26 protein-coding genes are annotated in these 25,255 nt (G+C 68.4%); 15 read left to right on the top strand and 11 right to left on the bottom strand.

Going from position 1 to position 25,255, the window contains the following annotated elements; translation table 11 throughout:
- Positions 1-213 precede the first annotated feature (213 nt).
- Positions 214-2,802: a bifunctional aconitate hydratase 2/2-methylisocitrate dehydratase gene (gene acnB / locus D0B54_RS12480; RefSeq protein ID WP_117291645.1), complete on the bottom strand. Its 2,589-nt coding sequence runs from the start codon at positions 2,800-2,802 to the stop codon at positions 214-216.
- A 314-nt stretch (positions 2,803-3,116) separates the two neighbouring features.
- Here acnB and D0B54_RS12475 point away from each other — a divergent pair, with 314 nt between their 5' ends.
- From D0B54_RS12475 to D0B54_RS12460, 4 genes are all read left to right on the top strand, one after another.
- Positions 3,117-3,791 carry a hypothetical protein gene (locus D0B54_RS12475; RefSeq protein ID WP_117291644.1) on the top strand — a complete coding sequence of 225 codons (675 nt, stop codon included), beginning with the start codon at positions 3,117-3,119 and terminating at the stop codon, positions 3,789-3,791.
- A gap of 75 nt (positions 3,792-3,866) precedes the next feature.
- The gene (locus tag D0B54_RS12470; protein ID WP_117291643.1) at positions 3,867-4,628 is read left to right on the top strand and encodes a response regulator; all 762 of its coding nucleotides are present in this window, start codon (positions 3,867-3,869) and stop codon (positions 4,626-4,628) included.
- A 130-nt stretch (positions 4,629-4,758) separates the two neighbouring features.
- Positions 4,759-5,718 carry a hypothetical protein gene (locus D0B54_RS12465; protein ID WP_117291642.1) on the top strand — a complete coding sequence of 320 codons (960 nt, stop codon included), beginning with the start codon at positions 4,759-4,761 and terminating at the stop codon, positions 5,716-5,718.
- A gap of 63 nt (positions 5,719-5,781) precedes the next feature.
- Positions 5,782-8,565: a PAS domain-containing hybrid sensor histidine kinase/response regulator gene (locus tag D0B54_RS12460; protein ID WP_117291641.1), complete on the top strand. Its 2,784-nt coding sequence runs from the start codon at positions 5,782-5,784 to the stop codon at positions 8,563-8,565.
- Between the two features lie 97 nt (positions 8,566-8,662).
- On the opposite strand, the gene mnmA is transcribed toward D0B54_RS12460, so the two are convergent.
- From mnmA to gspG, 10 genes are read right to left on the bottom strand one after another with little or no spacing between them, the layout of a single operon-like run.
- Positions 8,663-9,745 carry a tRNA 2-thiouridine(34) synthase MnmA gene (gene mnmA, locus D0B54_RS12455; RefSeq protein ID WP_117291640.1) on the bottom strand — a complete coding sequence of 361 codons (1,083 nt, stop codon included), beginning with the start codon at positions 9,743-9,745 and terminating at the stop codon, positions 8,663-8,665.
- On the bottom strand, positions 9,735-10,193 hold the full coding sequence (locus tag D0B54_RS12450; RefSeq protein WP_117291639.1) for an NUDIX hydrolase: 459 nt from the start codon (positions 10,191-10,193) through the stop codon (positions 9,735-9,737). The genes mnmA and D0B54_RS12450 overlap by 11 nt, the downstream gene beginning before the upstream one ends.
- Positions 10,190-10,978 (bottom strand): type II secretion system protein N, encoded by a 789-nt coding sequence (locus tag D0B54_RS12445; protein ID WP_117291638.1) that lies wholly within the window; start codon positions 10,976-10,978, stop codon positions 10,190-10,192. The genes D0B54_RS12450 and D0B54_RS12445 overlap by 4 nt, the downstream gene beginning before the upstream one ends.
- Complete coding sequence (gspM, locus tag D0B54_RS12440) at positions 10,978-11,469, bottom strand: type II secretion system protein GspM (RefSeq protein ID WP_117291637.1); 492 nt, start codon at positions 11,467-11,469, stop codon at positions 10,978-10,980. Before gspM ends, D0B54_RS12445 begins: the two co-directional genes overlap by 1 nt.
- Positions 11,466-12,677: a type II secretion system protein GspL gene (gene gspL / locus D0B54_RS12435; RefSeq protein WP_117291636.1), complete on the bottom strand. Its 1,212-nt coding sequence runs from the start codon at positions 12,675-12,677 to the stop codon at positions 11,466-11,468. The genes gspM and gspL overlap by 4 nt, the downstream gene beginning before the upstream one ends.
- Before the next feature lie 12 nt (positions 12,678-12,689).
- Complete coding sequence (gene gspK, locus D0B54_RS12430) at positions 12,690-13,643, bottom strand: type II secretion system minor pseudopilin GspK (protein ID WP_162932383.1); 954 nt, start codon at positions 13,641-13,643, stop codon at positions 12,690-12,692.
- A gap of 2 nt (positions 13,644-13,645) precedes the next feature.
- Positions 13,646-14,359: a type II secretion system minor pseudopilin GspJ gene (gene gspJ, locus D0B54_RS12425; RefSeq protein ID WP_205527408.1), complete on the bottom strand. Its 714-nt coding sequence runs from the start codon at positions 14,357-14,359 to the stop codon at positions 13,646-13,648.
- Positions 14,356-14,736, bottom strand: coding sequence for a type II secretion system minor pseudopilin GspI (gene gspI / locus D0B54_RS12420; protein ID WP_240433413.1), 381 nt, complete (start codon positions 14,734-14,736; stop codon positions 14,356-14,358). Before gspI ends, gspJ begins: the two co-directional genes overlap by 4 nt.
- Positions 14,733-15,293, bottom strand: coding sequence for a type II secretion system minor pseudopilin GspH (gene gspH, locus D0B54_RS12415; RefSeq protein ID WP_162932382.1), 561 nt, complete (start codon positions 15,291-15,293; stop codon positions 14,733-14,735). The genes gspI and gspH overlap by 4 nt, the downstream gene beginning before the upstream one ends.
- Before the next feature lie 8 nt (positions 15,294-15,301).
- On the bottom strand, positions 15,302-15,754 hold the full coding sequence (gspG, locus tag D0B54_RS12410; RefSeq protein ID WP_117291632.1) for a type II secretion system major pseudopilin GspG: 453 nt from the start codon (positions 15,752-15,754) through the stop codon (positions 15,302-15,304).
- A 45-nt stretch (positions 15,755-15,799) separates the two neighbouring features.
- Here gspG and rrtA point away from each other — a divergent pair, with 45 nt between their 5' ends.
- The 11 genes from rrtA (at position 15,800) to D0B54_RS12355 (ending at position 25,240) form a co-directional block, all read left to right on the top strand.
- Positions 15,800-16,417, top strand: a complete 618-nt coding sequence (gene rrtA, locus D0B54_RS12405) for a rhombosortase (RefSeq protein ID WP_240433412.1) — start codon at positions 15,800-15,802, stop codon at positions 16,415-16,417.
- A gap of 34 nt (positions 16,418-16,451) precedes the next feature.
- Positions 16,452-17,411 carry an ACP S-malonyltransferase gene (fabD, locus tag D0B54_RS12400; protein ID WP_117291630.1) on the top strand — a complete coding sequence of 320 codons (960 nt, stop codon included), beginning with the start codon at positions 16,452-16,454 and terminating at the stop codon, positions 17,409-17,411.
- A gap of 77 nt (positions 17,412-17,488) precedes the next feature.
- Complete coding sequence (gene fabG / locus D0B54_RS12395) at positions 17,489-18,214, top strand: 3-oxoacyl-ACP reductase FabG (protein ID WP_117291629.1); 726 nt, start codon at positions 17,489-17,491, stop codon at positions 18,212-18,214.
- A gap of 109 nt (positions 18,215-18,323) precedes the next feature.
- Positions 18,324-18,566: an acyl carrier protein gene (gene acpP / locus D0B54_RS12390; RefSeq protein ID WP_117291628.1), complete on the top strand. Its 243-nt coding sequence runs from the start codon at positions 18,324-18,326 to the stop codon at positions 18,564-18,566.
- Positions 18,567-18,615: 49 nt separating this feature from the next.
- Positions 18,616-19,857, top strand: coding sequence for a beta-ketoacyl-ACP synthase II (gene fabF, locus D0B54_RS12385; protein WP_117291627.1), 1,242 nt, complete (start codon positions 18,616-18,618; stop codon positions 19,855-19,857).
- 182 nt (positions 19,858-20,039) lie between these two features.
- Positions 20,040-21,368: an aminodeoxychorismate synthase component I gene (locus D0B54_RS12380; protein ID WP_117291626.1), complete on the top strand. Its 1,329-nt coding sequence runs from the start codon at positions 20,040-20,042 to the stop codon at positions 21,366-21,368.
- 5 nt (positions 21,369-21,373) lie between these two features.
- Positions 21,374-22,183 carry an aminodeoxychorismate lyase gene (pabC, locus tag D0B54_RS12375; protein WP_240433636.1) on the top strand — a complete coding sequence of 270 codons (810 nt, stop codon included), beginning with the start codon at positions 21,374-21,376 and terminating at the stop codon, positions 22,181-22,183.
- A 10-nt stretch (positions 22,184-22,193) separates the two neighbouring features.
- Positions 22,194-23,195 (top strand): endolytic transglycosylase MltG, encoded by a 1,002-nt coding sequence (mltG, locus tag D0B54_RS12370; protein WP_117291624.1) that lies wholly within the window; start codon positions 22,194-22,196, stop codon positions 23,193-23,195.
- Positions 23,192-23,812 (top strand): dTMP kinase, encoded by a 621-nt coding sequence (gene tmk, locus D0B54_RS12365; protein WP_117291623.1) that lies wholly within the window; start codon positions 23,192-23,194, stop codon positions 23,810-23,812. Before mltG ends, tmk begins: the two co-directional genes overlap by 4 nt.
- Positions 23,813-23,817: 5 nt before the next feature.
- On the top strand, positions 23,818-24,825 hold the full coding sequence (gene holB, locus D0B54_RS12360) for a DNA polymerase III subunit delta' (RefSeq protein ID WP_240433634.1): 1,008 nt from the start codon (positions 23,818-23,820) through the stop codon (positions 24,823-24,825).
- 49 nt (positions 24,826-24,874) lie between these two features.
- Entirely contained in the window at positions 24,875-25,240 is a 366-nt protein-coding gene (locus tag D0B54_RS12355) for a PilZ domain-containing protein (protein WP_117291621.1), read from the top strand.
- Positions 25,241-25,255 lie beyond the last annotated feature (15 nt).

Raw genomic sequence — 25,255 nt, 5'->3', positions numbered from 1 at the left:
CCGTGCCAACAAGCAGCGGTGGCTGGAGGGGTCCATAGGACCCCGCCGGCCCTGGCCGGTTCCCGCCAGGGCCAAGCTGGAGGAGGGTAACAAAAAAACGCCCTCTGCTTTCTCCCTCTCCGCGCCTGCGGAAGCGGGGAGCGGGGCCAAAAGCCACAAAAAAGCCCGCCGGATCGCTCCGGCGGGCTCTTGCTGCAGCATGCTGCCCCGGCTTTAGGCCGTCACTTCCTTGGCGGTCTCCACGTACTCTTCGATCTGGTCGAAATTCAGGTACTTGTAGATCATGTCCGCATTCTTGGTGACGATGCCGGTTGCCACCAGGTACTCCTCGCGGGTCGGCAGGCGGCCGAGCTTCGAGGCGATCGCCGCAAGCTCCGCCGAGCCGAGGAACACGTTGGTGTTCTTGCCCAGTCGATTGGGGAAGTTGCGCGTCGACGTGGAAATCGCGGTTGCACCCTCCTTCATCTGCGCCTGGTTGCCCATGCACAGCGAGCAGCCCGGCATTTCGGTGCGCGCACCGGCCGTGCCGAAGGTGTTGTAGACGCCTTCCTTGGTCAGCTCGGCGGCGTCCATCTTGGTCGGCGGCGCGACCCACAGGCGGACCGGGATGTCCTTCAGGCCTTCGAGCAGCTTGCCGGCGGCGCGGAAGTGGCCGATGTTGGTCATGCACGAGCCGATGAAGGCCTCGTCGATCTTGGTGCCGGCGACCTCGGACAGGAACTTGGCGTCATCCGGATCGTTCGGGCAGCAGACGATCGGCTCCTGGATGTCGGCCAGGTCGATGTCGATGACGGCGGCGTACTCGGCGTCCTGGTCGGCTTCCAGCAGCTGCGGGTTGGCCAGCCAGGCTTCCATCGCCTTGATGCGGCGGTCCAGCGTGCGCGCGTCCTTGTAGCCCTGGGCGATCATGTTCTTCATCAGCACGATGTTCGAGGTCATGTACTCGATCATCGGCTCCTTGTTGAGCTTGATCGTGCAGCCGGCGGCGGAGCGCTCGGCCGAGGCGTCGGACAGCTCGAAAGCCTGTTCGACCTTGAGGTTCGGCAGGCCTTCGATCTCCAGCACGCGGCCCGAGAAGATGTTCTTCTTGCCGGCCTTGGCGACGGTCAGCAGACCGGCCTTGAGCGCGTACAGCGGGATCGCGTGCACCAGGTCGCGCAGCGTGACGCCCGGCTGCAGTTCGCCCTTGAAGCGGACCAGCACCGATTCCGGCATGTCCAGCGGCATCACGCCGGTGGCGGCCGCGAAGGCGACCAGGCCCGAGCCGGCCGGGAAGGAAATGCCGATCGGGAAGCGGGTGTGCGAGTCGCCGCCGGTGCCGACGGTGTCCGGCATCAGCAGGCGGTTGAGCCAGGAGTGGATCACGCCGTCGCCCGGACGCAGCGCGACGCCGCCACGGTTCGAGATGAACGCCGGCAGCTCACGGTGGGTCTTGACGTCGACCGGCTTCGGATACGCGGCGGTGTGGCAGAACGACTGCATCACCAGGTCGGCGGAGAAGCCGAGGCAGGCGAGATCCTTCAGCTCGTCGCGGGTCATCGGGCCGGTGGTGTCCTGCGAGCCGACGGTGGTCATCTTCGGTTCGCAGTAGGTGCCCGGGCGCATGCCCGTGCCTTCCGGCAGGCCGCAGGCGCGGCCGACCATCTTCTGCGCCAGCGTGTAGCCCTTGCCGGTGTCCTTCGGGGTCTGCGGCAGGCGGAACAGCGTCGATGCGGGCAGGCCGAGGAATTCGCGGGCCTTGCCGGTCAGCGAGCGGCCGATGATCAGGTTGATGCGGCCGCCGGCGCGCACTTCATCGAGCAGCACCTGGCTCTTGAGTTCGAAATTCGCGGCGACGGCACCATTCTTCTCGATCTTGCCCTCGTACGGGAAGATGTCGAGGACATCGCCCATCTCGAACTTGGAGACGTCGACTTCGATCGGCAGCGAGCCCGAGTCTTCCTGCGTGTTGAAGAAGATCGGCGCGATCTTGCCGCCGAGCGTGACGCCGCCGAAGCGCTTGTTCGGCACGAACGGGATATCTTCGCCGGTCGCCCAGATCACGCTGTTGGTCGCGGACTTGCGCGACGAGCCGGTGCCGACGACGTCACCGACGTAGGCGACGAGGTTGCCCTGCTTCTTGAGGTCGTCGATGTACTGCATCGGGCCGCGCTTGCCGTCTTCTTCCGGCTTGAAGGCCGCGTCCGGGCGCGTCATCTTCAGCATGGCGAGGTAGTGCAGCGGGATGTCGGGGCGGCTCCAGGCATCCGGTGCCGGCGACAGGTCGTCGGTATTGGTTTCGCCCGGCACCTTGAACACGCTGACGGTGATCTTCCTTGCGACTTCCGGACGGGTGGTGAACCACTCGGCATCGGCCCAGGACTGGATCACGGCCTTGGCGTTGGCATTGCCCTTCCTGGCAAGCTCGGCAACGTCATGGAAGAAGTCGAACATCAGCAGCGTCTTCTTCAGGGCCTCGGCGGCAACGGCGCCGACTTCGGCGTCCGGCAGCAGGTCGATCAGCGGCTTGACGTTGTAGCCGCCCACCATCGTGCCGAGCAGCTCGGTGGCCTTGGCGCGCGAGATCAGGCACTTGACTTCGCCATCGGCGACCGCGGTCAGGAACGAGGCCTTGACCTTGGCGGCATCATCCACGCCAGGCGGAACGCGGTGGGTCAGCAGGTCGAGCAGGAAAGCCTCTTCGCCCGCCGGCGGGTTCTTGATCAGTTCGATCACTTCGGCGGTCTGCTGGGCAGACAGTGCGAGCGGCGGAATACCGAGGGCGGCGCGCTCGGCAGTGTGTTGGCGATAGGCTTGCAGCATGGTTTTTGGCGGTCCGATGTCGAGAAGGCGGAGGGCTGGCGCCACGCGAGCCCGCGATCCTGGAACAGACCTGTCGGGCCGGCGCGACGCGTCGCAATATTCTATCACCGGAGACCGTCCGGCGGACCGGGCGGACATTGGAAAACATCAGGTTTCCCGGGGTTCGGCGGCCGATGCGGCAGATGCCGGTGGAATTCCCGGCTTGCGACCCAGCGGCGGAGCGGGGCGCCAGGCGATTTATAATTCCGTTCCTGATGCGCCGAAAAAAATGGCGGTCCGCCGCCCGGCGGGCAGCCTTGGGGAGGAGCCGCGCCATGACCGCTGACCAACAGAAGCTGCTGTTCGCCGCCTACCGGCTGGCTGAGCGCGGCGAGTTGTATCGCTTCGAGCCCGAGCGCATTGCGGCGGAGGCAGGCATGCCGGCCGACAGTTTCGGGCGCTGCTTCGCCCAGGAACGCGAGTTCTGGCTGGCACTGCACCGCCTCAACGTACACCTGCTGGTCAACGACATCACCCGCGCCACCGACGGCATGCCGCCGGGCCGGGAGCGTCTCAAGGCCGGAGTGCTGGCTTACTGGGACGGCTGCGTCCGCACCATCCCGGTGCGTGCCATCGTGCGCGGCTACCGCAAGGATCCGGACATCCTGGCGCGCCTGGACCGCATCAACTGGGGGTTTGCCCATATGCTGTCGATGGAAATGAAGAAGATCGGCTGGGAGCGCTACAACGAAGCGGCCCAGATCGCCTGGTTCATGGCCGAGGGCGTGGTGCGGCTGGAACTGGAGGCCAATGGCCCGCTGCCGGACTTGCGCCAGACCTTCTGGGACTTCCTGGCGGCCAGGCCAACCCGGATCGGAACCCCGGCGGCAACAGCGCCGAAGACCAGGCCGAAAGCAGCGGCTGGCGTGAAGGCCAAGGCAGCGGCAAAGCCGAAATCGGCTGCCCGCAAGCCTGCGGCGGCGGCAAAGGCGGTCAAAAAACGTAAATGAGAAGCTGTTACTGATCGGGCGACGGGTCGGAAGGTTTAAGATTCCGCCAGGGCGGTACGACATGCGAGGGAACGCGTGGGCAATACCTGCATAGCGGTGGTGGACGACGACGCGGTATCGCGCGAGGTGGTGGCCGCCTACCTGGCCGATGCCGGCTACTCGGTGCGCGCCTTCGACGGCCCGGCGGCGTTTCGTTCCGGTCTCGACGGCGTGGCGCCCGACCTGGTCCTGCTGGACCTGCGCATGCCCGGCGAAGACGGCCTGTCGCTGCTGCGCTGGCTGCGTCAGGGCAGCGAGCTGCCGGTGATCATGCTGACCTCCGCCGACGACACCACCGACCGTGTGGTGGGCCTGGAGATGGGTGCCGACGATTACGTGCCCAAGTCCGGCGACCTGCGCGAGCTGCTGGCCCGCATCCGTTCGGTGTTGCGCCGGCGTCCTGCCACGCCGGCCGCGGTGCCCCTGCTGCCCCATGCTCCCAAGTTGCCCGAGGCCGCCCTGCGCGGAGAGCACTGGTTCGGCCGCTGGCGCCTGGACCGCAGCCGGCGGCGGCTGGTGGACAGCGGCGGCGAGGTTTGCCCGATCACCGGCGCCGAGTTCGCGCTGCTCAGTGCCTTCGCCGACCATCCGCGCGTGGTGCTGTCGCGCGAGCGCCTGCTGGAACTGTCGGGGACCGATCCGGCCGAGGTCTTCGACCGCGCGGTGGACCTGCGGGTCACCCGCCTGCGCCGCAAGATCGAGCCGGTGCCCGGCGATCCCACGGTGATCCGCACCGTGCGCGGCCACGGCGGCGGCTACGAGTACCTGCCTTCCGAGGGGCCGGACTACGGCCGCTGACCCGGCTGCCACCCCGGCAGGTGATACCGGCTGACATCATGTTTCAGCCGCCTGGCATCGGGCGGATACGGTAGAGGGCTAGCTTGTTGCGCAAGCAGAAATCGATCTGCCATCGCAACGGAGCTGCGCCATGAAGTTCACCAAATCCCTTTCCGCCCTCGCCCTGATGCTGAGTTTCTCGGCCCAGGCCCAGACCGCCGGCACGGCCACTCGCTACATCGGCAGCGACGGCAACTGGTTCAATCCCGCCAACTGGAGCACCGGGCAGGTCCCCGCCGCCGGCAGCGACGTGACCCTCGATGGCCGTGCCGAGGTCGTGATCGACCCGGCCCTGGGGCGATCGACGGTCGAGATCCGCGACCTGACCGTGGGCGGCGACGCGCGCCTGACCGGACTGCCCGGCGTGATCCTGAGCAGCCGCAACGAGCTGCTGCAGGACAATGGCGCCATCGTCCTGCGCTCCGGCGGCAGCATCGGTGAAACCCTGGTCGTGGCGCCGTTCTCCGACCCGGAGGGCTGCAGCAGCTGCAGCCTGGTGCAGAACCCGACCTCGCAGAGCATACGCACCGTCGTCCTCAGGAGCAGCGTGACGGTGGACCTGGGACTGGGCGGCACCTCCCCGGCGGGCATCACCAAGGTAGGTCCCGGCACGCTGGTGCTCAGCGCCGGCGCCGGCTACTACTCGACCACCACGGCGGACATCCTGGTCCTCGACGGCCAGCTGCGGTTGAGCCTGCACTACGGCTTCCAGCCGCGACATGGCCAGAGCTTCCAGATCTACACCGCCAGGCAGACCCGCACGGGCCAGTTCCTGGGCCTTCCGGAGGGCGGTCTGGTCGGCTGCACCGACGACAACGTCGGCTTCACCATCTCCTACAAGGGCGGCGACGGCAATGACGTGGTGCTGAGCGCCGCCGATACCGCGCCGCAGACCTGCCTGCTGCTGCCGGCGGTGCAGAAGGTGCGGGAGGCTGCCGCGCGCATGCGCCCGGCGGCGACCCAGACCCTGGGCGGCCTGCTCGGCGAGCCGGCGGGCCTGCTGCTGCCGGCCGTGCAGAAGGTCCGCGAGGCAGCGTCACGGGCGAGGTAACCGTCATGGCGCGGCCGGCATACACTGGCACTGCGGCATGCCGGCCGCTGCCCGGGAGGTGCGATGCCCAAAATCGGCAGTTCTGCGCAGGACACGCTGGCCCGCCTGGAGGCGGCCGAGCGGCGCCTGCGCGAAATCACCGATCACCTCCCCGGCGCCGTCTACCAGCTGCTGCTGGCGCCGGACGGCGGTGCGCGCCTGGCCTATGTCAGCGAGGGCATCGCCAGCCTGGTCGGCATCGACAAGGCGGCGGCGGAGCGCGACATCGGCCTGCTGTTCGCCCTGGTGCTGCCGGAGGACCTGCCAGGCCTGCAGGACGCCATCCGCATCGTCGCCGCCGAGCGCCGGCTGATGGACTACGACTTCCGCTTCCGCCATGGGATCACCGGGGAGCTGCGCTGGCTGCGCTCGCGCGCCGCGCCGTTCCCGGGCCCGGACGGCGTGGTGATCTGCAACGGCTTCTGGCAGGACATCAGCGATGTCCGCTCGCTCAAGGAAGAACTGGCGGCGACCCGCGACGCCACCACCGCCGCCGAAATCCGTCTGCGCGAGATCACCGACGCCATGCCGGGCGCGGTCTACCAGTTCCGCGTCGGCGTGGAAGGGGGCATGCAAATGACGTATCTCAGCGAGGGCATCCAGCAGCTGGTCGGTGTCGATCCCGACCAGGGGCAGCAGGATCGCACCACGCAGTTCCGCACCGTGCTGCCGCAGGACATGCAGAAGGTGGCGCTGGCGATCCGCGCGGCGACGCAGAAGCTGGAAATGCTCGACGTCGACTTCCGCATCCGCCACGCCAGGAGCGGCGAGATTCGCTGGGTCCGCTCGATGGGCCGGCCGCGGCGCGAGGCCGACGGCTCGACGCTGTTCAACGGTTTCTGGCAGGACATCACCGCCGAGCACGAGGCCGAGGAACGCCTGCAGGCCGCGCAGAAGCGCCTGCTCGGCATCACCGACACGGTGCCCGGCGTGGTCTTCGAGAGTCATTGGTCGGAAAAGACCGGCGACGCGCTGCCCTTCATCAGCGGCGGCGTCGAGGAGCTCTGCGGCGTGCCCAAGGAGGAGGCGGAAGCCGACATCCGCAGCCTGTTCAGCGTGGTGATCCCGGAGGACCTGCCGCGCTTCCTGGGCATGATGCAGGAGGGACACCGGCATGAGAACCCGGTGGTGATGGATTTCCGCATCCGCCATCGCAAGACCGGCGAGCTGCGCTGGGCGCGCATCGCCGCGTCGCCGCCGCGCCACACGCCAGATGGTTACCGCTGGCGCAGCGGCTTCTGGCAGGACACCACTGATTTCAAGCAGATGCAGGCCGAGCTGGCCCAGGCGCGCGACGCCGCCGAGGCGGCCAATCGAGCCAAGAGCGAGTTCCTCGCACGCATGAGCCACGAGATCCGCACGCCGATGAACGCCATCCTCGGCCTGTCGCAGCTGGCGCTGCGCGGTGAACTGCCGCCGCGCGAGCGCGACTACCTGGAGCGCACCCAGCGTGCCGCCAAGTCGCTGCTCGGCGTGATCAACGACATCCTCGACTTCTCCAAGGTGGAGGCCGGCAAGCTGGCGACCGAGGCGATCCCGTTCCGCCTCGACGAGGTGCTGGACAACCTCGACGCGGTGATCGGCGTGAAGGCCGCCGAGAAGCGCCTGAGCTATTCCTGCCGCGTTGCCGCCGAAGTGCCCGGCGCGCTGGTCGGTGACCCGCTGCGCCTGGGACAGGTACTGGTCAACCTGGCCGGCAACGCCGTGAAGTTCACCGAGCGCGGCGGCGTGCGCGTGCGTGTCAGCTGCGCCGCGCGCGACGCCAGCGATGCGCTGCTGCAGTTCGAGGTGCAGGACACGGGCATCGGCATCGACGCCGGCCAGCGCCAGCGCCTGTTCGAGGGCTTCTTCCAGGCCGACGCCTCCACCTCGCGCCGCTACGGCGGCACCGGCCTGGGCCTGGCGATCAGCCGCCGGCTGGTCGAGGCCATGGGCGGCAGCATCGAGGTGGAGAGCGAGCCCGGCCGCGGCAGTACCTTCCGCTTCAGCCTGCGCATGGGTGTGGCCACCGAGGCTCAGCTGCGCGAGCTGCCGGAGCCGGGGCAGGGTGCCGGACTCGATGGCGTGCGCCTGCTGGTGGTGGACGACAACGATACCAACCAGCTGATCGCCCGCGAGATGCTGGAAGGTGTCGGTGCCCAGGTGCGCAGCGCCCTCAATGGCCGCGAAGCCCTGGAGGCGCTGGCGCAGGAACGCTTCGACGCGGTGCTGATGGACGTGCACATGCCGGAGATGGACGGCTACGAGGCGACGCGCCGCCTGCGCGCGGACTCGCGCCATGCGGCGCTGCCGATCATCGCGATGACGGCCAGCGTGACCCTGCAGGACCGCACGCTCTGCGAGGCCGCCGGCATGAACGCCCACGTTGCCAAGCCGATCGACCTGGACGAGCTGCTGGTGACGCTGCTGCGCTGGGTGCGGCCGCAGCGCGCGCCGGCGCCGGTGGAGGTGGTGAAAGCCGTGCAGGAAGAGTGGCAGCTGCCGGGCATCGACGTTGCCGCCGGCCTGCGCCGCGTCGGCGGCAAGCGCGAAACCTACCTGCGCGTGCTCAAGGTCTTCGCCGACAGCATCGGCGATCCGCCTGCGGAGGTGCGCGTGGCCTTGCGGGTGGGTGCCACCGACGCGGCGCTGGAAGTGGCGCATCGCCTGCGCGGCGCGGCGGGGAACATCGGCGCGACCGAACTGGCGGAGGCCGCCGCCGCGCTGGAGCGCGCGCTGCGCGAGGAGCGCGATGCCGGGCCGCTGGTGATGAGGCTGCAGGAGAGCTGGCTGCGCATGCGGCCCGGGCTGGAGGAACTGGTGGAGTGAACGGCAGGTCGCTTTAGTGGGAGCGGCTTCAGCCGCGATGGGTTTGGCTGGTGTGCGAACCCATCGCGGCTGAAGCCGCTCCCACGAGTCTGGTCCGCTACAGCGCCGCGCGAATCTCGCCGCCGCCGAGGCATTCGTCGCCATCGTAGATCACGCAGAACTGGCCCGGCGCCACGGCGCGCTGGGCCCTGGCGAAGTTCACGCGCAGGCTGCCGTCGGGCAGTTCTTCCACGCGGCAATCCTGCAGCACCTGGCGATGGCGGATGCGCGCCTGCAGGGCCTGCGGGATGGATGCCGGTCGGCGGATCCAGTGGAAGCGCTCGGTTTCCAGCGCCGCGCTCATCAGCTGCGGATGCTGCGGGTCCTGCGATACGCGCAGGGTGTTGGTCGCGGTGTCCTTGGCGACGACGTACCAGGGCGCCTCGGCGGCACCGCGGCGGCCGCCGATCTGCAGGCCGCGGCGCTGGCCGATGGTGTAGTGCATCAGGCCCTGGTGCCGGCCGACGACGGTGCCGGCGTCGTCCAGCATCGGGCCCGGATTGGGCTTGAGGTACTGGCCGAGGAACTCGCGGAATTCGCGCTCGCCGATGAAGCAGATGCCGGTGGAATCCTTCTTGCGATGCACCGGCAGGCCGGCGCGCTGCGCGATCTCGCGCACCTGCGGCTTGGTCAGGCCGCCGACCGGGAACAGCACGCGCTCGAGATGCTCGCGCGCCACCGCGGCGAGGAAGTAAGTCTGGTCCTTGTCCTCGGTGGCGGAGCGCAGCAGTCGTGCGCCTTCGGCACCGTGTTCGATGCGCGCGTAGTGGCCGGTGGCGATCCAGTCCGCGCCCAGGCGCAGCGCGTACTCGCGGAACGGCTGGAACTTGACCTCGCGGTTGCACAGCACGTCGGGGTTGGGCGTCTTGCCGGCCTGGTAGTCGGCCAGGAAATGCGCGAACACGCGGTCGCGGTATTCCTTCGAGAAGTCGACGCGGTGCAGCGGGATGTCCAGCTCTTCACAGACCGCGCGCGCGTCCTGGTAGTCCTGGGCAGAAGTGCAATAGCCTTCCTCGTCCTCGGTCCAGTTGACCATGAACAGGCCGCTGACGCGGTAGCCCTGTTCCTTCAGCAGGTAGGCGGAAACCGAGGAATCGACACCGCCTGAGAGTCCCACGACAACATGCTGCTCACCGCTCATTGAGGTGGTTCAGCATCGACAGCGGGAAGCGCTGTCCGGCGAGATAGTCGTCGATGCAGCGCAGGACCATCGGGCTGCGGTGCAGGGCAACGGCGGCGGCGACCTCGTCGCGCGTCAGCCATACCGGGCGCTCGATGCCCTCGTCGAGCGGGTGGCCGGGGCGCTCGCGCAGCGCGGTGGCAACGAAGGCGATGCGCAGGAAGCCGTACTCGAGCTCGGCGGGGTCGTAGTGATAGAGGCCCAGGACATGGGTCGGCTCGACGTCCCAGCCGCTTTCCTCCAGGGTCTCGCGGATGGCGCCCGCGACCAGGGTCTCGCCCTGTTCCCAATGGCCAGCCGGCTGGTTCATGCGCAGCTCGCCCTCGATGCGCTCTTCCACCAGCAGGAAGCGGCCGTCGCGTTCGACCACGCAGGCGACCACGACGTGCGGCGTCCAGCCACCGCTCACGGCGCGGGCACCGGCGGCTGCGCGCCCGGCATCAGGCCCTGGCGGCGCAGCGTGTAGTAGCCCTGGGCGTCCGGAGCACCGAGCTGCATCAGCAGGTTCGGCAGCATCGGCGGCGCGCCGGGCTTGGGGCGCATGCGCACATTGAGTTCGTAGTTCTGGTCCGGCGCCAGGCGGGCTTCGCCGCTGAGTTCCAGCGGCCCGGAAACCGAGGCCAGCTGCACGACGATGCTGCCGTCTTCGGTGGTGACGTCGGCGCGGAAGTCGCCCAGCGGCGTGGGCTGCGCGCCCAGCGCCCAGGCCAGGCCCTGCAGCTGCGCGGACCCTTCGGCGAGCTGGATCTGGCCCTTGGCCATGCGCAGCTGCGCCAGGTCCAGGCCGACCTGGCCCTCCACCGGCACGAAGGGGTAGCCGGCGGCTGCCGCCAGTGCCCGCAGGCCGCCGCTGGCGCGCAGGGACTTCACGCGCAGGGTGCCCAGCGGGCTGACCGAAACGCCGCCATCCAGCAGCACCGGCTCGTGCTCGGAATGCAGGCTCAGGGCGGCCCGGCCGATCAGCAGCTGCAGCGGATGCAGTTCCCAGTTCAGGTTCGAGACCAGGGTGTTGCCGTTGCGCACGACGCCGCTGCTGCGGCCTTCAATCACCCGGCCCTCGAGGCCGAACAGCTCGACCGGCAGCGGCCGGTCCTTGGGTTTGAGCCAGGCATAGACGCTGGCGGCCGGCGCCTGTACGAACAGGGCGATCGCAAGGAAGGCCAGGCCGACCAGCAGGAGGCTGCGGATGTTCATCAACGGACCAGGGAGAGTTGTGCGCTGACCATGCCGGGCGTGGGCTGCTTCTCGAGTTCTGCCGCCTGCGCGTGGATGCCGTAGCGCAGTTCCAGCTCCTGCATCCAGCGCAGCAGGCTGTCGAAGGGCACGTCCTCGACCCAGACCTTCACTTCGCGGTCACCCTCGGGCTGGATGCGCGTCGGCTGCTTGCCGAGCGTGACGCGTGCGCCCTGGTCGACCACGCTGAGGATGGAGGCGCTGCGGTTCACCGCAGCGCCTCGGCCCTGGCTGGCCTGGGCCAGCGAGGCCAGTTCCTCGATGCGCGTGGCGACGCTGCGCGCAGCAGCCAGGGCTTCTTCGCGCTGCTGCTGCATCTTGACCAGCGAACGCCAGATGCCGCCGTAGAGCACGGCCACGGCCACCACGACGGCGCAGAACAGCACCATCCAGCGTTCGCGCGGGGCCAGCTGGGCAAACCATTCCTTGAGGCGGGCGATGGCGGCGTTCATGCGTCAGGACTCAGCTTGATGCGGATCTGCGCGCCTTCGCTGCCGGAGTTGGCGGACTGCACTTCCAGGCTGGCGGCGCGCGGCGAGGCAAACCAGGCCTTGAGGGTTTCGAGCTGGCGCAGGTCGCTGCCGCTGAGCGAGGCGTAGAGCGCGCCCTCGCGGTATTGCACGGCCTGCAGCGTCAGGCCCGGCGCGGCGGTCAGCGCATCGGCCAGCACCTGCATCAGCGGCAGCAGGCCGCCGCCGGTCTTGCCGCCCTTGAGCACGGCGAACTGTGCTTCGACCTGACCGGCGAAGTCGGAAAGGATGCGCGCCTCGCTCGGGAACAGCTGCTGGTAGCGCTGGATGTTGGCGTCTTCCTGCTGTTGCACCTGCTTGCGCAGCTGCCAGGCGGCGACACCATGCAGGATCGCGGCGAAGCCGATCCAGATCGCCAGCAGCGCGGCAGTGATCTTCCAGGGCTGCCACAGGCGCTGCAGGTCCTCGCGCTGGGAGTAGCGGCCCTGCAGCAGGTTGATGCCGGTCTCGGGGCGCTGGCTCTGCAGCAGCGCTTCCAGCGGCGAGATGAATCCGGGCAGCAGCTCCACCGGCCAGGCCAGGCGGGTGAAATCCGGCGAGACGTCGCGCGGCACGGTGATGCGCAGCGTCGCCTTCTTGTCGCTGTCGGCCAGCTGCAGCATCAATTCAAGGTCTTCCGGGCTGCAGGCGAAGGCCGAGAACGCGCCGTTGCGCACCAGCACCTGGTCGCGTTCGGCCAGTGCGCTCCAGCGCGGGCCCTCGGCCGGCGGCAGGCACAGGGCATCGGGCAGCAGCACGTCCGGCGCCAGGCCGCGTTCGGTGAAGGGGCGCAGCCACTCGTTCATCCTGGCGCGCGACACCACCGCCACCGGCCAGCGGCCGTCCTTCTGGCGCGGGCCGATGGCGAAGTGCAGGGTGTCGACGTCGTCCGCCAGCTGGTCTTCCAGCGCGTAGGGCGCGGCCTGCAGGACCTTGGCGGCCTGGCGCGCCGGCAGGTCCACCGTGGCCATGCGCACGTCGGCGGCCGGCACCAGCACCACCAGGCGATGGCCGGAGGCCTTCAGCAGGATCGTCTCCAGCGGCGCGTGCTGGACCGGGAACGAGGCCACGGCCTGCGGCGAGGCGATGCAATAGGCCGTGTCCGTGCCCAGGTCGGTGGCACGCAGGCGGATATAGAGCGTATTACGCAAGGTGGCCTGGTCTTATTCGGAATCGATGCTGCGCCCGTAGACATAGGGCGCGCTGCCCCCTTGCCCCGGGGGCCTGTAGTAGAAACTATACAGCGCCAGCCGACCGCTGCCTACGAAGATCTCGGCCCGCAGCATGAAGAAGCTGCTCTTGATGTCGTACATGTCGGGGTGGGCGTCGCCGGCCCCGAACACGGCGTCGGCGCCGGAGGTCAGGTCGCTCTTGTTTTCGGCCGGTTTCTTGAGCCGGCTCTCCAGGAACCTGGCCTGTGCCGGGCCGGGCTGCTTGGCCAGCGCGAACAGCACCGCGTCCGGCGCGGTGTTGACGTTGATCGCGGTGCCGATCTGCGGCAGGGCGGTGACGTAGGGCCGGAGCTTGGCGTAGATCTCGCGCGTGACGCCCTTGACCGCCAGCAGCTCGGTGACGCTTTCCATCGGGCGGTTGGGCACGCGGTAGGGCGGGTTGAATCCGAGGTACTCGCTGTCCTCGCCGCCTTCGAAGCCGGTGGGTTCGGAGTCGGCGTCCACCCAGTCGCGAATGGCGCTGGCGATGGCCGTGGCCTGGAAGGATTCGATGCCCTCGATGCCTTGCAGCAGGCGCAGGAACACTTCCAGCTGCCGGTCGTAGGCCTGCCCGGCGGGCAGGGCGAGGTTGTTGAGGTTGAAGCGCCCCTGCAGGTCGCTGACCTGGCCGCGCGCGCCACCTTCGTCGATCGGCAGGTAGTCCACCGGCTTGGCCCAGATGTCGCCGAGGCCGTCGTACTGGTTGTCGTTGCTGTCGCGCTCGAGGATCGTCAGCAGCCAGGCCTCGATGCCGTCGGCATACCACCAGGCGCGCTCTGAGTCCTGCAGGTTGGCGCTGCGGTGCACGGCGATGTTGGCGGCGGTGATGATCGCCGTGGCGGCGACCGTGGCCAGGGCCACGACCAGGATCGCGGTGATCAGGGCAACGCCGTTCTGCCGTTTCACGGTCAGGACTCCGACGCGCCGCCGGACGGGGCGTTGTTGGTGTCCTGGCCCGGCTTGTTGCTGCCGCCCGCGCCGGGGTTCGGCGTGCCTGCGGGTGTCGTGGGCACCTCTTTCAGGCCCAGGCGGAACAGGAAGGTCAGCTCGCCCCATTGCTTGCTGTCGAGCTTGATCTCCACCGCCAGCGGCACCGGCGTGGCGCCATTGGGGGCATTGCTGGCGCTGGTCGGCGGCCAGGTCTCGTGCCACTCGCGGTTTTTTTCGTCGAGGAAGCGCCACCGCAGTTCGCGCACGTCGTCGAACAGCACCAGCTCCACCACCTTGGAGTCCTGCGCCTGGTCCAGCACGCGAAAGCTTTCGCGCTTGAGCTGCTTGCCGTCGAGGCGGTAGCTGACGCGCTCCAGGCCGGGCCGCGGCAGCAGCAGCGGATTGCGCCAGCCGCCGCGGGTCAGTTCCACGCGGGCGTCGCGGGTGACCCGCAGCGGCGGCTGCAGGTCGCCGAAGCCGTCGCGCACCGGCCTGTTGCGCACCTGCTGGAAGTCGTCGCGCAGCTTGACGTAGGCCTTCTGCACGGCAGCGGTGTGCTCCATCGCCTCCTCGACCTGGGCGCGGCTCTTCAGCACGGTGTCGAGGCCGCCGTAGGCCAGCAGCGCGAACACCGCGAAGATCGCCATGACGACCAGCAGTTCCAGCAGGGTGAAGCCGCGCGCCGTCCTCACGTGCGTCCCGTGTCGGCGAAGAAGGCCGACAGCGACATGACGTCGTCCTTGCGCTTGAGCGGCTGCACGCGGATGTCGGCGCGGCGCAGGTGCGGGTCCGGCGTCGCCTTGATCTCGACGAACCATTTCCACTTCACCCCGGCCATCATGACCTCGCCGTCGGACTTGCCGATGTCGGGCCAGGCGCGCTGCAGTTCCAGTTCGGTGAGGCGGTTGTGCGCCACCCACAGCGCCACGGTCTTCTCGCGCAGGCGCGCGGCGTTGTCGGCGTAGCGTGCCAGCCCGGTGATGATTGCGCCCATGGCGATGGCCACCACCGCCACGGCCACCAGCATCTCGATCAGCGTGAAGCCGCGCATGCGGGTCGGCCGGATCACTTGCGCTTCTCCTCGCCGTTCTGGAAGCGGAACTTGCCCATCGCGTCGGCCTCGACCGTGTAGCGGGTCGGGCTGCCGCCGGCGCCCACCACCATGCGGAAGGCACTGACCTCGCCGCTGGGCAGCAGCAGGATCTGCGGCTTGGGCTCGGCCTTCTCGTCGTTCTTCTCGGTTTCCTGGGCCGGCGGCACCACGCGGTCTTCGACGCGCAGCTGCAGCGTCAGCGGTGCCGCGAAGGGATGCGAGCGGAACGGACCGAGGTCGTAGGGCTCCCATTTGCCATCCTTGCCCGGCGCCAGGAATTCGTAGTGGTCCGGCAGGTAGCGGAAGCCGATCAGCACGCCCTTGATCTCCGCCTCTTCCAGGGCGAAGCGCAGCGTGCGGTCCAGGCGCTTGGCTTCGAACTCGATGCGGTCGTCGACCGAGCGGCCGCCGAAGGGCAGGGTGACGAAGCTCAGCATGATGCCGATGATGACGACCACCACCATGAGCTCGACCAGCGTAAAGCCCCGCGTCGCCGCGGGGCTTGCCGGACAGGCTGCGGAACGGCGACGCAAGGCGGCGCCTATTGCTTGGCGGTTTCCCAGTTGCCGACGTCGGCAGCCGAGCCTTCGCCGCCCGGGCGGTTGTCCGTGCCCAGCGAGAAGATGTCGAAGTCGGCGTTGTGGGTGCCGGGCGACAGGTACTGGTAGGGATTGCCCCAGGGGTCCTTGGGCAAGGACTTGATGTAGCCGCCGGAGTTGTAGTTGCGCGGCTCCGGCTCGCCCGAGGGCTTGGTCACCAGCGCTTCCAGGCCCTGCTGCGAACTGGGGTAGTAGAAGTTGTCCAGCTTGTACATGCTCAGCGCCGATTCGAGGGCGCGGATGTCCTGCTTCGCCTTGACGATGCGGGCCTCGTCGGGCTTGCTCATGATGTTGGGCACGACGAAGGCGGCCAGGATGCCGAGGATCACGACGACGACCATGATCTCGATCAGGGTGAAACCGCCCTGGCGGCGCGTGGCGAAAGCTTTCTGCATGGGGATGGGATGATGTCTGGAACAGGCCTGGATCGGCCGCAAAAAATGATAGCAGAGTCGTTCGCGCGTTCCCGCGCCGTGTGGGCCATGCCGGTGGCGATCGGCCTGCTGTGCCTGCTGCTGGCGCTGGGCGGCGACGCGGCGCGCGCGGCGCTGGAGTACCGGCGCGAGGCCGTGGCCGCGGGCCAGTGGTGGCGGCTGCTGAGCGGCAACTTCCTGCACTTCGGCTGGTATCACCTGGGACTGAACCTGGCGGGTCTCTGGGTGCTGGTGCTGCTGTGCCCGGAGCCGCTGCCGGCACGCGCCTGGCTGCTGCGCCTGCTGCTGCTGGGCCTTGGCGTGACCGTCGGGCTGTATGCGCTGGCGCCGCAGTGGCGCAGCTATGTCGGATTCTCGGGGGTGCTGCACGGCTTGTTCCTGCTGGGGCTGCTGCCGCAGGCATTGCGGCGGGACGGCATTGCCCTGGCGGCCATCGCCTGCCTGCTGGCGAAGCTGGCCTGGGAATGGGCGACGGGCACCCCGATTTCCGATGAACAGGCACTCGGTGGTAGGGTGGCGCACGAAGCGCACCGCTTCGGCATCATGACCGCCCTGTGTTACGCCGCCATTGCCGGCCTGTTTCGCCCCAGGACTCCAGAAGGCCGCGCCCCCGAGGCGCGGTGAAGCCCCCAACTCCGACAGAGAGCAGCCAGTACCCATGCAATATGCAATCGTCTTCCCCGGCCAGGGTTCCCAGGCCGTGGGCATGCTGTCGGCCCATGCCGACCCCGTCGTCGCCGCCACCTACGCCGAAGCCTCCGCCGTGCTGGGCTGGGACCTGGCCGGCCTGGTCGCCAATGGCCCGGTCGAGGAACTGAACCGCACCGAGCGCGCCCAGCCGGCGCTGCTGGCGGCCGGCATCGCCGCCTGGCGCCTGTGGCAGAAGCAGGGCCTGCCGCCTCCGGCGGCCCTGGCCGGCCACAGCCTGGGCGAGTACACCGCCCTGGTCGCCGCCGGCAGCCTGGACTTCGCCGACGCGCTGAAGCTGGTGGAGCTGCGCGGCCAGTTGATGCAGGCCGCGGTACCGGCCGGCACCGGCGGCATGATGGCGATCCTGGGACTGGAGGACGAGCAGGTGGAGGCGGTGTGCAAGGCCTACCCCGGTTCCGAGGTGCTGGAGCCGGTCAACTACAACTCCCCCGGCCAGGTGGTGGTCGCCGGCGAGAAGGCCGCGCTGGATTGGCTGGCCGCCAACGCCAAGGCCCATGGCATCAAGCGCGCCCTGCCGCTGCCCGTTTCCGTGCCCTCGCACTGCTCGCTGATGCGCGGTGCGGCCGAAAAGCTGGCGGAAAAACTGGCCACGATCGCCGTCCAGCCCCCTTCCATCCCGGTGTTTCACAATTTTGACGCGCAGGCGCGTCAGGATGCTGATTCGATCCGCGAAGCACTTAAAGTACAGTTGTACTGCCCGGTGCGCTGGACCCAGACCATCCGGGGCCTTTCCGCCCAGGGAATCGGGGCGTTCGTGGAGTGCGGTCCGGGCGAGGTGCTGGCGGGGCTGTGCAAGCGGATTGGCAAGGAGCTTGCTGCGGCTTCCCTGTCCGAGCCGGCGGGCCTGGAGAAGGCCCGTGCGCTGGTCGCCGGCGAGGCCGCGGTTTGCAGCCCATCCGCTGCTTGATATATGATGCAAGTCATTGATCGTAATGGCAAAATAAACAGTCGTTCACGGAAGAACGGTATTTGGGGGTTCAATTGATGAAGTTGCAGGGCGAAACCGCTCTGGTCACCGGCGCCAGTCGTGGCATCGGCAAGGCCATCGCGGAGCGGTTGGCGGCCGAAGGCGCCAAGGTCACCGGAACGGCTACCAGCGCCGCCGGTGCCGAGGCCATCCAGGCCTGGCTGGGCCCGCTGGGCGGGCAGGGCAAGGTGCTGGACGTGCGCGATGCCGCCGCCTGCGATGCGCTGATCGCCGAGATCGGCCCGGTGTCGCTGCTGGTCAACAACGCCGGCGTGACCCGCGATACCCTGCTGGTCCGCATGAAGAACGAGGACTGGGCGGACGTGCTGGAAACCGACCTCAGCTCGGTCTTCCGCCTGTCCCGCGCGGTGCTGCGCGGCATGATGAAGGCGCGCCACGGCCGCATCATCAGCGTCGGCTCCGTGGTGGGTACCATGGGCAATGCCGGCCAGGCCAACTACGCCGCGGCCAAGGCCGGGCTGATCGGCTTTTCGAAGTCCCTGGCCCGCGAAATCGGCTCGCGCGGCATCACGGTCAACGTGGTGGCGCCGGGCTTCATCGACACCGACATGACGCAGAAACTGGGAGAAGATGCGCGCACGGCGCTGCAGAACCAGATTCCGCTCGAACGCCTCGGAAAACCGGAAGATATCGCTGCTGCGGTGGCCTTCCTGGCCTCCAAGGACGCCGGCTACATCACCGGCGAAACCCTGCACGTCAACGGTGGCATGCTGATGGCCTGAACACCTGTATCCTGCAATGTCAACCCGATATGCAGGCTTGTGTTTTTGCCGCAACGCACCACTACAATACGCCGCCTCTCAAACAAACAGATTGTCCCAGGAGTGATGCATGAGCACGTTGGAAGAGAAAGTAAAGAAGATCATCGCTGAGCAGCTGTCCGTCAGCGAAGATCAGATCACCCCCACCGCCTCGTTCGTCGAGGATCTGGGTGCGGACTCCCTGGATACCGTCGAGCTGGTGATGGCGCTGGAAGAAGAGTTCGAAATCGACATCCCGGATGAGGAAGCCGAGAAAATCGTGACCTTCTCGGACGTTCTGAACTACATCAAGGCCCACACCCAGCAGGGTTGATGGCGCCGGGTACACCCCGCAAAGAAACCCCCCAAGCAGGAATCCTCTTATGAGCCGCAGACGCGTCGTCGTCACCGGCCTGGGCATTATTTCGCCCGTCGGCAACACGGTTGATAGCGCATGGGAATCGATCCTGGCCGGAAGGTCGGGTATCGGTCCCATCGAGTACTACGACGTGTCGGCTTATACGACCCGCTTCGGGGGCATGATCAGGAACTTTCGGGCCGAGGATTATCTCGGCCCGAAGGAAGTCCGTCGTACCGATCCCTTCATCCACTACGGCGTCGCCGCGGCCAAGCAGGCCGTGAAGGACTCCGGGCTGGAGATCACGGACGCCAACCGCGAGCGCATCGGCATCTGCATCGGTTCGGGCATCGGCGGCATCGGTGCGATCGAGACCGAGTGCGCCACGCTGCACAAGTCCGGTCCCAAGCGCGTCTCGCCGTTCTTCGTTCCCTCGTCGATCATCAACATGATCTCGGGGCATGTTTCCATCGACCTCGGCATCACCGGGCCGAATCTCGCGACCGTCACGGCCTGCACCACCGCGACGCACGCGATCGGCGTCGGCGCCCGCCTGATCCAGGCTGGCGATGCCGATGTCTTCATCGTCGGTGCCGGCGAAGCCGGCTCCGCACCCGCCGGGCTGGCGGGCTTCTGCCAGGCCCGCGCACTGTCCACCCGCAACGACGATCCGACCCGCGCCAGCCGGCCCTGGGACAAGGATCGCGACGGCTTCGTGCTCGGCGACGGCGCCGGTGTGCTGATCCTCGAGGACCTGGAGCACGCCAAGGCGCGTGGCGCGAAGATCTATGCCGAGTTCATCGGCTTCGGCATGTCGGGCGACGCCTACCACATCACGCTGCCGCCGGAAGACGGCAACGGCGCGCGCCGCTGCATGCAGGCCTGCCTGCGCAACGCCGGCCTGAACCCGGAAGACGTCCAGTACGTCAACGCGCACGGTACCTCGACCCCGGCCGGCGACATCGCCGAGACGCTGGCGGTGAAGGGCGCCTTCGGCGACTACGCCTACAAGCTGGCCGTGTCCTCGACCAAGTCGATGACCGGGCACCTGCTGGGCGCCGCCGGCGGCATCGAGGCGATCTTCAGCGTGCTGGCCCTGCGCGACCAGGTCATCCCGCCGACGATCAACCTCGAGAATCCCAGCGAGGGCTGCGACCTGGACTACGTGCCGCACACGGCGCGCCAGGCCAGGCTCGAAGTGGTGATGTCCAACTCCTTCGGCTTCGGCGGCACCAACGGTACGGTGGCCTTCCGACGCTTCGCCTGACGCTTCTTGCGTCGGCGCGCCTCCAGACCGTGCCAAGAGGATTTGCCGCGGATCACGCGGATGCACGCGGATAAGATTTTGAGATTTTCAGGTCTTTGAATCCGCGTTTATCCGCGCAATCCGCGGCCAGGAAGTTCTTTTGCGAGGCACGAGCGCGCGCGCGGATGCCGTAAACTCGTGGCATGAGTTTGCGCGCTGAAATCGCTGGTTCCATTGATCTTTTCGAAGTGCATCGGCAGGCGCCGGAGCGCTATCCCTTCCTGCTGCAGAGCGTTGCCGGGCATCCGCAGTCCGGCCGCTACGACATCCTTTTCGGCTTCCCCGGGCGCAGCCTGCAGGCGCGCGCCGTCGCGGGCGGCGATTTCTTCGGCGAGCTGGCCCGGGCGATCCGTGAGGAAGCTCTGCCGGCGGCGCCGACCGGGCTACCGTTCTGCGGCGGCTGGTTCCTGCTGCTGGGCTACGAGGCGGCACGCTTCGTCGAGCCGGGCCTGAGGCTGCCGCCGTCTCCCTACGGCCTGCCCGACGCCCTGGCGGTGCGCTGCACCGCCGCCGCGATCCACGACCGCGAGCGCGGCGTCACCACACTGCTGGCAGAGCAGGATCCAGCGCAGCTGGAGCAGCTGCGGCAGGATGTGGATAAGTACTTTAACAACACTATGCAAGACATTGATTCAGAACTGATAGTGTCTGTGCATGAAGATTCGGACGAGCGCTTCCTGGGAGGCGTGCGGCGGATCCTGGACTATCTCCAGGCGGGCGACATCTTCCAGGCCAACCTGTCGCGCGCCTGGCGTGCGCAACTGGCATCCGGTCAGGACTACCAGGGGGTCTATCGCCGCCTGCGCCAGCGCAATCCCGCGCCCTTCGCCGGCCTGGCCTGCTGGGGCGGCAGTGCCGTGCTCAGTTCCTCGCCGGAGCGCCTGGTGCAGATCGACGGCGGCTGGGCGCAGACCCGGCCGATCGCCGGCACGCGGCCGCGCAGTGCATCGGCCGAGGAGGACGAGCGCCTCAAGCAGGGCCTGATCGGCAACCTGAAGGAGCGCGCCGAGCATGTCATGCTTATCGACCTGGAGCGCAACGACCTGGGCCGTGTCTGCGAGCCCGGCAGCGTGGAGGTCAGCGAGCTGATGACGATCGAGAGCTACGCCCACGTGCATCACATCGTCTCCAACGTGCGCGGCCGCCTGCGCGGCGGCATCGGCCCGGCCGAGGTGCTGCGCGCGGTGTTTCCCGGCGGCACGATCACCGGCTGCCCCAAGGTGCGGGCGATGGAGATCATCGCCGAGCTGGAGGGCGTGGGCCGCGGCGCCTACACCGGTGCGATGGGCTATCTCTCCAACTGCGGGCGCCTGGACACCAACATCCTGATCCGCAGCCTGGTCTGCGAGAACGGCGAGGTCAGCTTTCGCACCGGCGCCGGCATCGTCGCCGATTCGAAACCCGAGGCCGAGCTGGCGGAGACGCGGGCCAAGGCGCGCGGTCTGTTGCTGGCGCTTGGAGTGGAAGCGTGAGTGCCATGTTGTTCAACGGTGCCGCCTGCGACCACGCGCTGGCGCAGTCGCGCGGCCTGCACTACGGCGACGGGGTGTTCCGCACCATGCTGCTGTGGCAGGGCGCGGTAGTGGACCTGCGGCGCCAGCTCGACGTGCTGGAACGCGATGCCGCGGGCCTGGGCCTGCTGTCGCCGCCGCGCGCGACGCTGGAGGAGGAGATCGCCGCGCTCTGCGCCGACGAGGAACTCGGCGTGATCAAGCTGATCCTCACGCGCCGTGCCGGTGGGCGCGGCTACCGTGCGGCCGATGACGACTGCGATCGCCTGCTGCTGCGCCTGCCGGTGCCGCGCTATCCCGCGGCCTGCTGGGAGCGGGGCGTGCGCTGTTTCCTGAGCCCGGTGCGCCTGGCCGACCAGCCGCTGCTGGCCGGCATCAAGCACCTGAATCGCCTGGAACAGGTGCTGGCCAGCCGAGACTGGCCGGGAGATGCCGAAGAAGGATTCGTATGCGATGCTCGCGGGCTGGTGGTGTGTGGCACGCGCAGCAACCTGTTCCGGGTCGCGGGCGGTCGCCTGGTCACGCCGGCGCTGGAACGCTGCGGCATCCGCGGCATGATGCGTGAAAAAATCCTGGAACTGGCCGAGCGACTGCAGATGCCCGTGCACTTCGACGACACCGACGCGACACAGCTGCGGCAGGCTGACGAAATCTTCGTCTGCAACAGCCTGATCGGTATCTGGCCGGTGCGGGAGTTCGATGGTGCCGCCCTGCAGGCGCCCGGCCCCCTGACGCAGCGGCTGATGGCCGCGCTCGATCACCCGAGGCTCGGATAGGCTCCTGTTCATGCGCACATTCTTCAATCTGTTGCTGCTCATCCTGATCGCCGCCGGCGCGCTGTACTGGGATGCCGGCCGCCTGCTGAAGACGCCGCTGCCGCTGCAACAGGCGGAGTCGCTGGAGATCGCGCCCGGCAGTTCGCTGACGTCGATCCTCAATGGCCTGCAGGCGCGCAACATCGTGCAGCCGCCGCGGCTGGCGCTGTACCTGCGCCTGTACGCGCGCTTCACCGGCGTGTCGGCGCTGATCAAGGCCGGCGAGTACGAACTGGCGCCGGGGATCAATCCGCTGGACATGCTGGCCCTGCTGGTCGAGGGCAAGACGCGCCTGCATACGCTGCTGATCGTCGAAGGACGCACCTTCGCCCAGGCACTGAAGCTGCTGCGCGAGCATCCGGCGATCCGGCAGACGCGGGCGCAGGCCACGGCAGAAGAACTGATGGCAGCGATCGGCCGTGCCGGCGTGCACCCCGAGGGGCGATTGTTCCCGGATACCTACAATTTCCCCAAGGGCACCACGGATGTCGCCTTCCTGCAGCATGCGGCGGAGGCGATGGACAAGGCCCTGGCGCAGGAGTGGGAGGCTCGCGAGGCCGATCTGCCCTATGCCTCGCCGGAAGAGGCGCTGACCATGGCCTCGATCATCGAGAAGGAAACCGGCGCCGTCGCGGAGCGTCCCGAGATCGGCGGCGTGTTCGTGCGCCGCCTGCGCCTGGGCATGCGCCTGCAGACCGACCCGACGATCATCTATGGCCTCGGCGAGGCTTTCGACGGCAACATTCGCCGTGCCGACCTGCTGGCCGACAATCCCTACAACAGCTACACCCGCGACGGCCTGCCGCCGTCGCCGATCTGCCTGCCCAGCCGGGCCGCGATCCATGCAGCGCTGCACCCGGCGCCGGGCAGCGCGATCTACTTCGTTTCGAAGGGCGACGGCACGCACCAGTTCTCCGACACGCTGGCCGAACACGAGGCAGCGGTGCGCCGCTACCAGCTGGGGCGGCCGTGAGCGCAGGCCGCTTCATCACCCTGGAAGGCGGCGAGGGCGCCGGCAAGTCCACGCACGCCGCCTTCATCCGCGACTGGCTGCAGGCGCGCGGCCGCGAGGTGCTGCTGACGCGCGAACCGGGCGGCTCGCCGCTGGCCGAGGAAATCCGCCGCGTGGTGCTGCAGGGCTGGGCCGAGGGTGTCGGCGCCGAGAGCGAGGTGCTGCTGATGTTCGCGGCGCGCGCGGCGCACCTGAGGGCCACGGTGCTGCCGGCGCTGGCCGCCGGCAGGGACGTGGTCTGCGATCGCTTCGTCGATTCGTCCTATGCCTACCAGGGTGCCGGCAAGGGCCTGGACGAGCGCCACATCGCGGCCCTGGAGTCGCTGGTGCTGGGCGATTTCCGCCCGCAGCTGACGCTGGTGTTCGACCTGCCGCCGGAGCAGGGCCTGGCGCGTGCGCGCGGCCGCGGCGAGGTCAACCGCTTCGAGGACGAGTCGCTGGCCTACATGGCCCGCGTGCGCGAGTGTTTCCTGCGCCGCGCCGCGGCCGGCGGTGCGCGCTACCAGGTGATCGATGCGGCGCCGCCGCTGGAACAGGTGCGCGAGTCGCTGCGCCTGGCGCTGGAGAGCCGCCTGTGAGCACCATGACGCAGCCCTTGCCCTGGCAGAAGGACCTGTGGCTCGATGCTACAGCCCTCGCGCTGCAGGGGCGCCTGGGGCATGCGCTGCTTTTGGCCGGGCCTGCCGGCGTCGGGAAGCGAAGCTTTGCGCGCGCGCTGGCTGCCTTTCTTCTCTGCGAAGCGCGCTCCGGCTATGCCTGCGGCCAGTGCCGCAGTTGCCAACAGCTCGCGGTGGGCAATCATCCGAATGCTTTGCTGTTATCAAGGGAAGGCCTGCATGGCCTCGCGATGACCGAGAGCGGCAGGCACGAGCAGGGATTGGCACATTGGCTGCCGAAGCCCGATAGCGCCAAGCGCGATATTGCGACTGATGGCGTGCGCCGCATGATCGAAATGATTGCCTTGGCGACCCACTACCAAGGAGCCCGGGTCGTGATGTTCGATCCGGCCGACTCTCTGAACGAAAACAGTGTCAATTCGCTGCTCAAGACCATCGAGGAGCCGCCGCCCGGTACGCATCTGCTGCTGGTTTCGGAGCGGCCCCAGGCGCTCAAGGCGACGCTGCGCAGCCGCTGCCAGCGCCTGCGTTTCTCGGCGCCCGACGAAGCCGCGGGTCTGGAGTGGTTGCAGGCGCGCAAGCCGCAGGCCGACGCGGCGCTGCTGCGCGAGGCGTGCGGGGCGCCGCTGCGGGCGCTGGAACTGGCGGACTCGGACCGTTCCCGTTCGCGCGACTGGGCCGAGCTGCTGACCGGCGTGCTGCAGCTCAAGCAGGAGCCGATTGCTGCGGCGCAGCGTATCGGCAAGGACGACGCTGCGGCCTTCCTGGCCTGGCTGCTGGGCTGGCTCACCGGGACGCTGAAGCAGGCCCTGGCCGGGGGCGGGCTGCTGCCGCCGCCGGAGTTGCACCGGCTGATGCAGGAGGCCACCGACGCCCGCCGACGCCTGGAGGGCAATGCCAACCCGCAGATGCTGCTGGAGGCCCTGCTGGTGCTGGCTTCGCGGCAGGCGCGGGCGCAAAGGCGCGCAACCTGACTCCCAAATCAGTTACATTGCGGCAATACGACAAATACAGGAGGGGAGAGTGAGCACACCGGCACCACGTCCAGGCGGCGCCCAGCCCGGCATCCTGACCTTGAACATCAAGGACAAGTCGGCGCTGTACGTGGCCTACATGCCGTTCGTGAAGAACGGTGGCCTGTTCATTCCTACGAACAAGGAATACCGGCTCGGTGACGAGGTGTTCATCCTGCTGACGCTGATGGACGGCGCCGAGCGCCTGCCGGTGGCCGGCAAGGTGGTCTGGGTGACGCCGCGCGGCGCGCAGAACAAGCGCCTGCAGGGCATCGGCGTGCAGTTCAGCACCCAGGACGGCGGCACCACGCAGAAGAAGATCGAGGGCCTGCTGGCGGGTGCGCTTGGCGCGGATCGCCCCACGCACACGATGTAGCGCCAGCCCCGGCCG

Origin of the sequence: Solimonas sp. K1W22B-7, assembly GCF_003428335.1 — a bacterium.
GTDB lineage: Bacteria > Pseudomonadota > Gammaproteobacteria > Nevskiales > Nevskiaceae > Solimonas_A.
The sequence above is the reverse complement of the archived record's forward strand: the minus strand, read 5'-3'. Positions and strand labels throughout refer to the sequence as shown.

Excerpts from the sequence above, each read along its gene's own strand:
- acnB (WP_117291645.1), bottom strand. The coding sequence starts at position 2,802 with ATGCTGCAAGCCTATCGCCAACACACTGCCGAGCGCGCCGCCCTCGGT.
- D0B54_RS12475 (WP_117291644.1), top strand. The coding sequence starts at position 3,117 with ATGACCGCTGACCAACAGAAGCTGCTGTTCGCCGCCTACCGGCTGGCT.
- D0B54_RS12465 (WP_117291642.1), top strand. The coding sequence starts at position 4,759 with ATGAAGTTCACCAAATCCCTTTCCGCCCTCGCCCTGATGCTGAGTTTC.
- D0B54_RS12460 (WP_117291641.1), top strand. The coding sequence starts at position 5,782 with ATGCCCAAAATCGGCAGTTCTGCGCAGGACACGCTGGCCCGCCTGGAG.
- mnmA (WP_117291640.1), bottom strand. The coding sequence starts at position 9,745 with ATGAGCGGTGAGCAGCATGTTGTCGTGGGACTCTCAGGCGGTGTCGAT.
- D0B54_RS12445 (WP_117291638.1), bottom strand. The coding sequence starts at position 10,978 with ATGAACATCCGCAGCCTCCTGCTGGTCGGCCTGGCCTTCCTTGCGATC.
- gspM (WP_117291637.1), bottom strand. The coding sequence starts at position 11,469 with ATGAACGCCGCCATCGCCCGCCTCAAGGAATGGTTTGCCCAGCTGGCC.
- gspG (WP_117291632.1), bottom strand. The coding sequence starts at position 15,754 with ATGCAGAAAGCTTTCGCCACGCGCCGCCAGGGCGGTTTCACCCTGATC.
- rrtA (WP_240433412.1), top strand. The coding sequence starts at position 15,800 with ATGATAGCAGAGTCGTTCGCGCGTTCCCGCGCCGTGTGGGCCATGCCG.
- fabD (WP_117291630.1), top strand. The coding sequence starts at position 16,452 with ATGCAATATGCAATCGTCTTCCCCGGCCAGGGTTCCCAGGCCGTGGGC.
- fabG (WP_117291629.1), top strand. The coding sequence starts at position 17,489 with ATGAAGTTGCAGGGCGAAACCGCTCTGGTCACCGGCGCCAGTCGTGGC.
- acpP (WP_117291628.1), top strand. The coding sequence starts at position 18,324 with ATGAGCACGTTGGAAGAGAAAGTAAAGAAGATCATCGCTGAGCAGCTG.
- fabF (WP_117291627.1), top strand. The coding sequence starts at position 18,616 with ATGAGCCGCAGACGCGTCGTCGTCACCGGCCTGGGCATTATTTCGCCC.
- D0B54_RS12380 (WP_117291626.1), top strand. The coding sequence starts at position 20,040 with ATGAGTTTGCGCGCTGAAATCGCTGGTTCCATTGATCTTTTCGAAGTG.
- pabC (WP_240433636.1), top strand. The coding sequence starts at position 21,374 with ATGTTGTTCAACGGTGCCGCCTGCGACCACGCGCTGGCGCAGTCGCGC.
- mltG (WP_117291624.1), top strand. The coding sequence starts at position 22,194 with ATGCGCACATTCTTCAATCTGTTGCTGCTCATCCTGATCGCCGCCGGC.
- holB (WP_240433634.1), top strand. The coding sequence starts at position 23,818 with ATGACGCAGCCCTTGCCCTGGCAGAAGGACCTGTGGCTCGATGCTACA.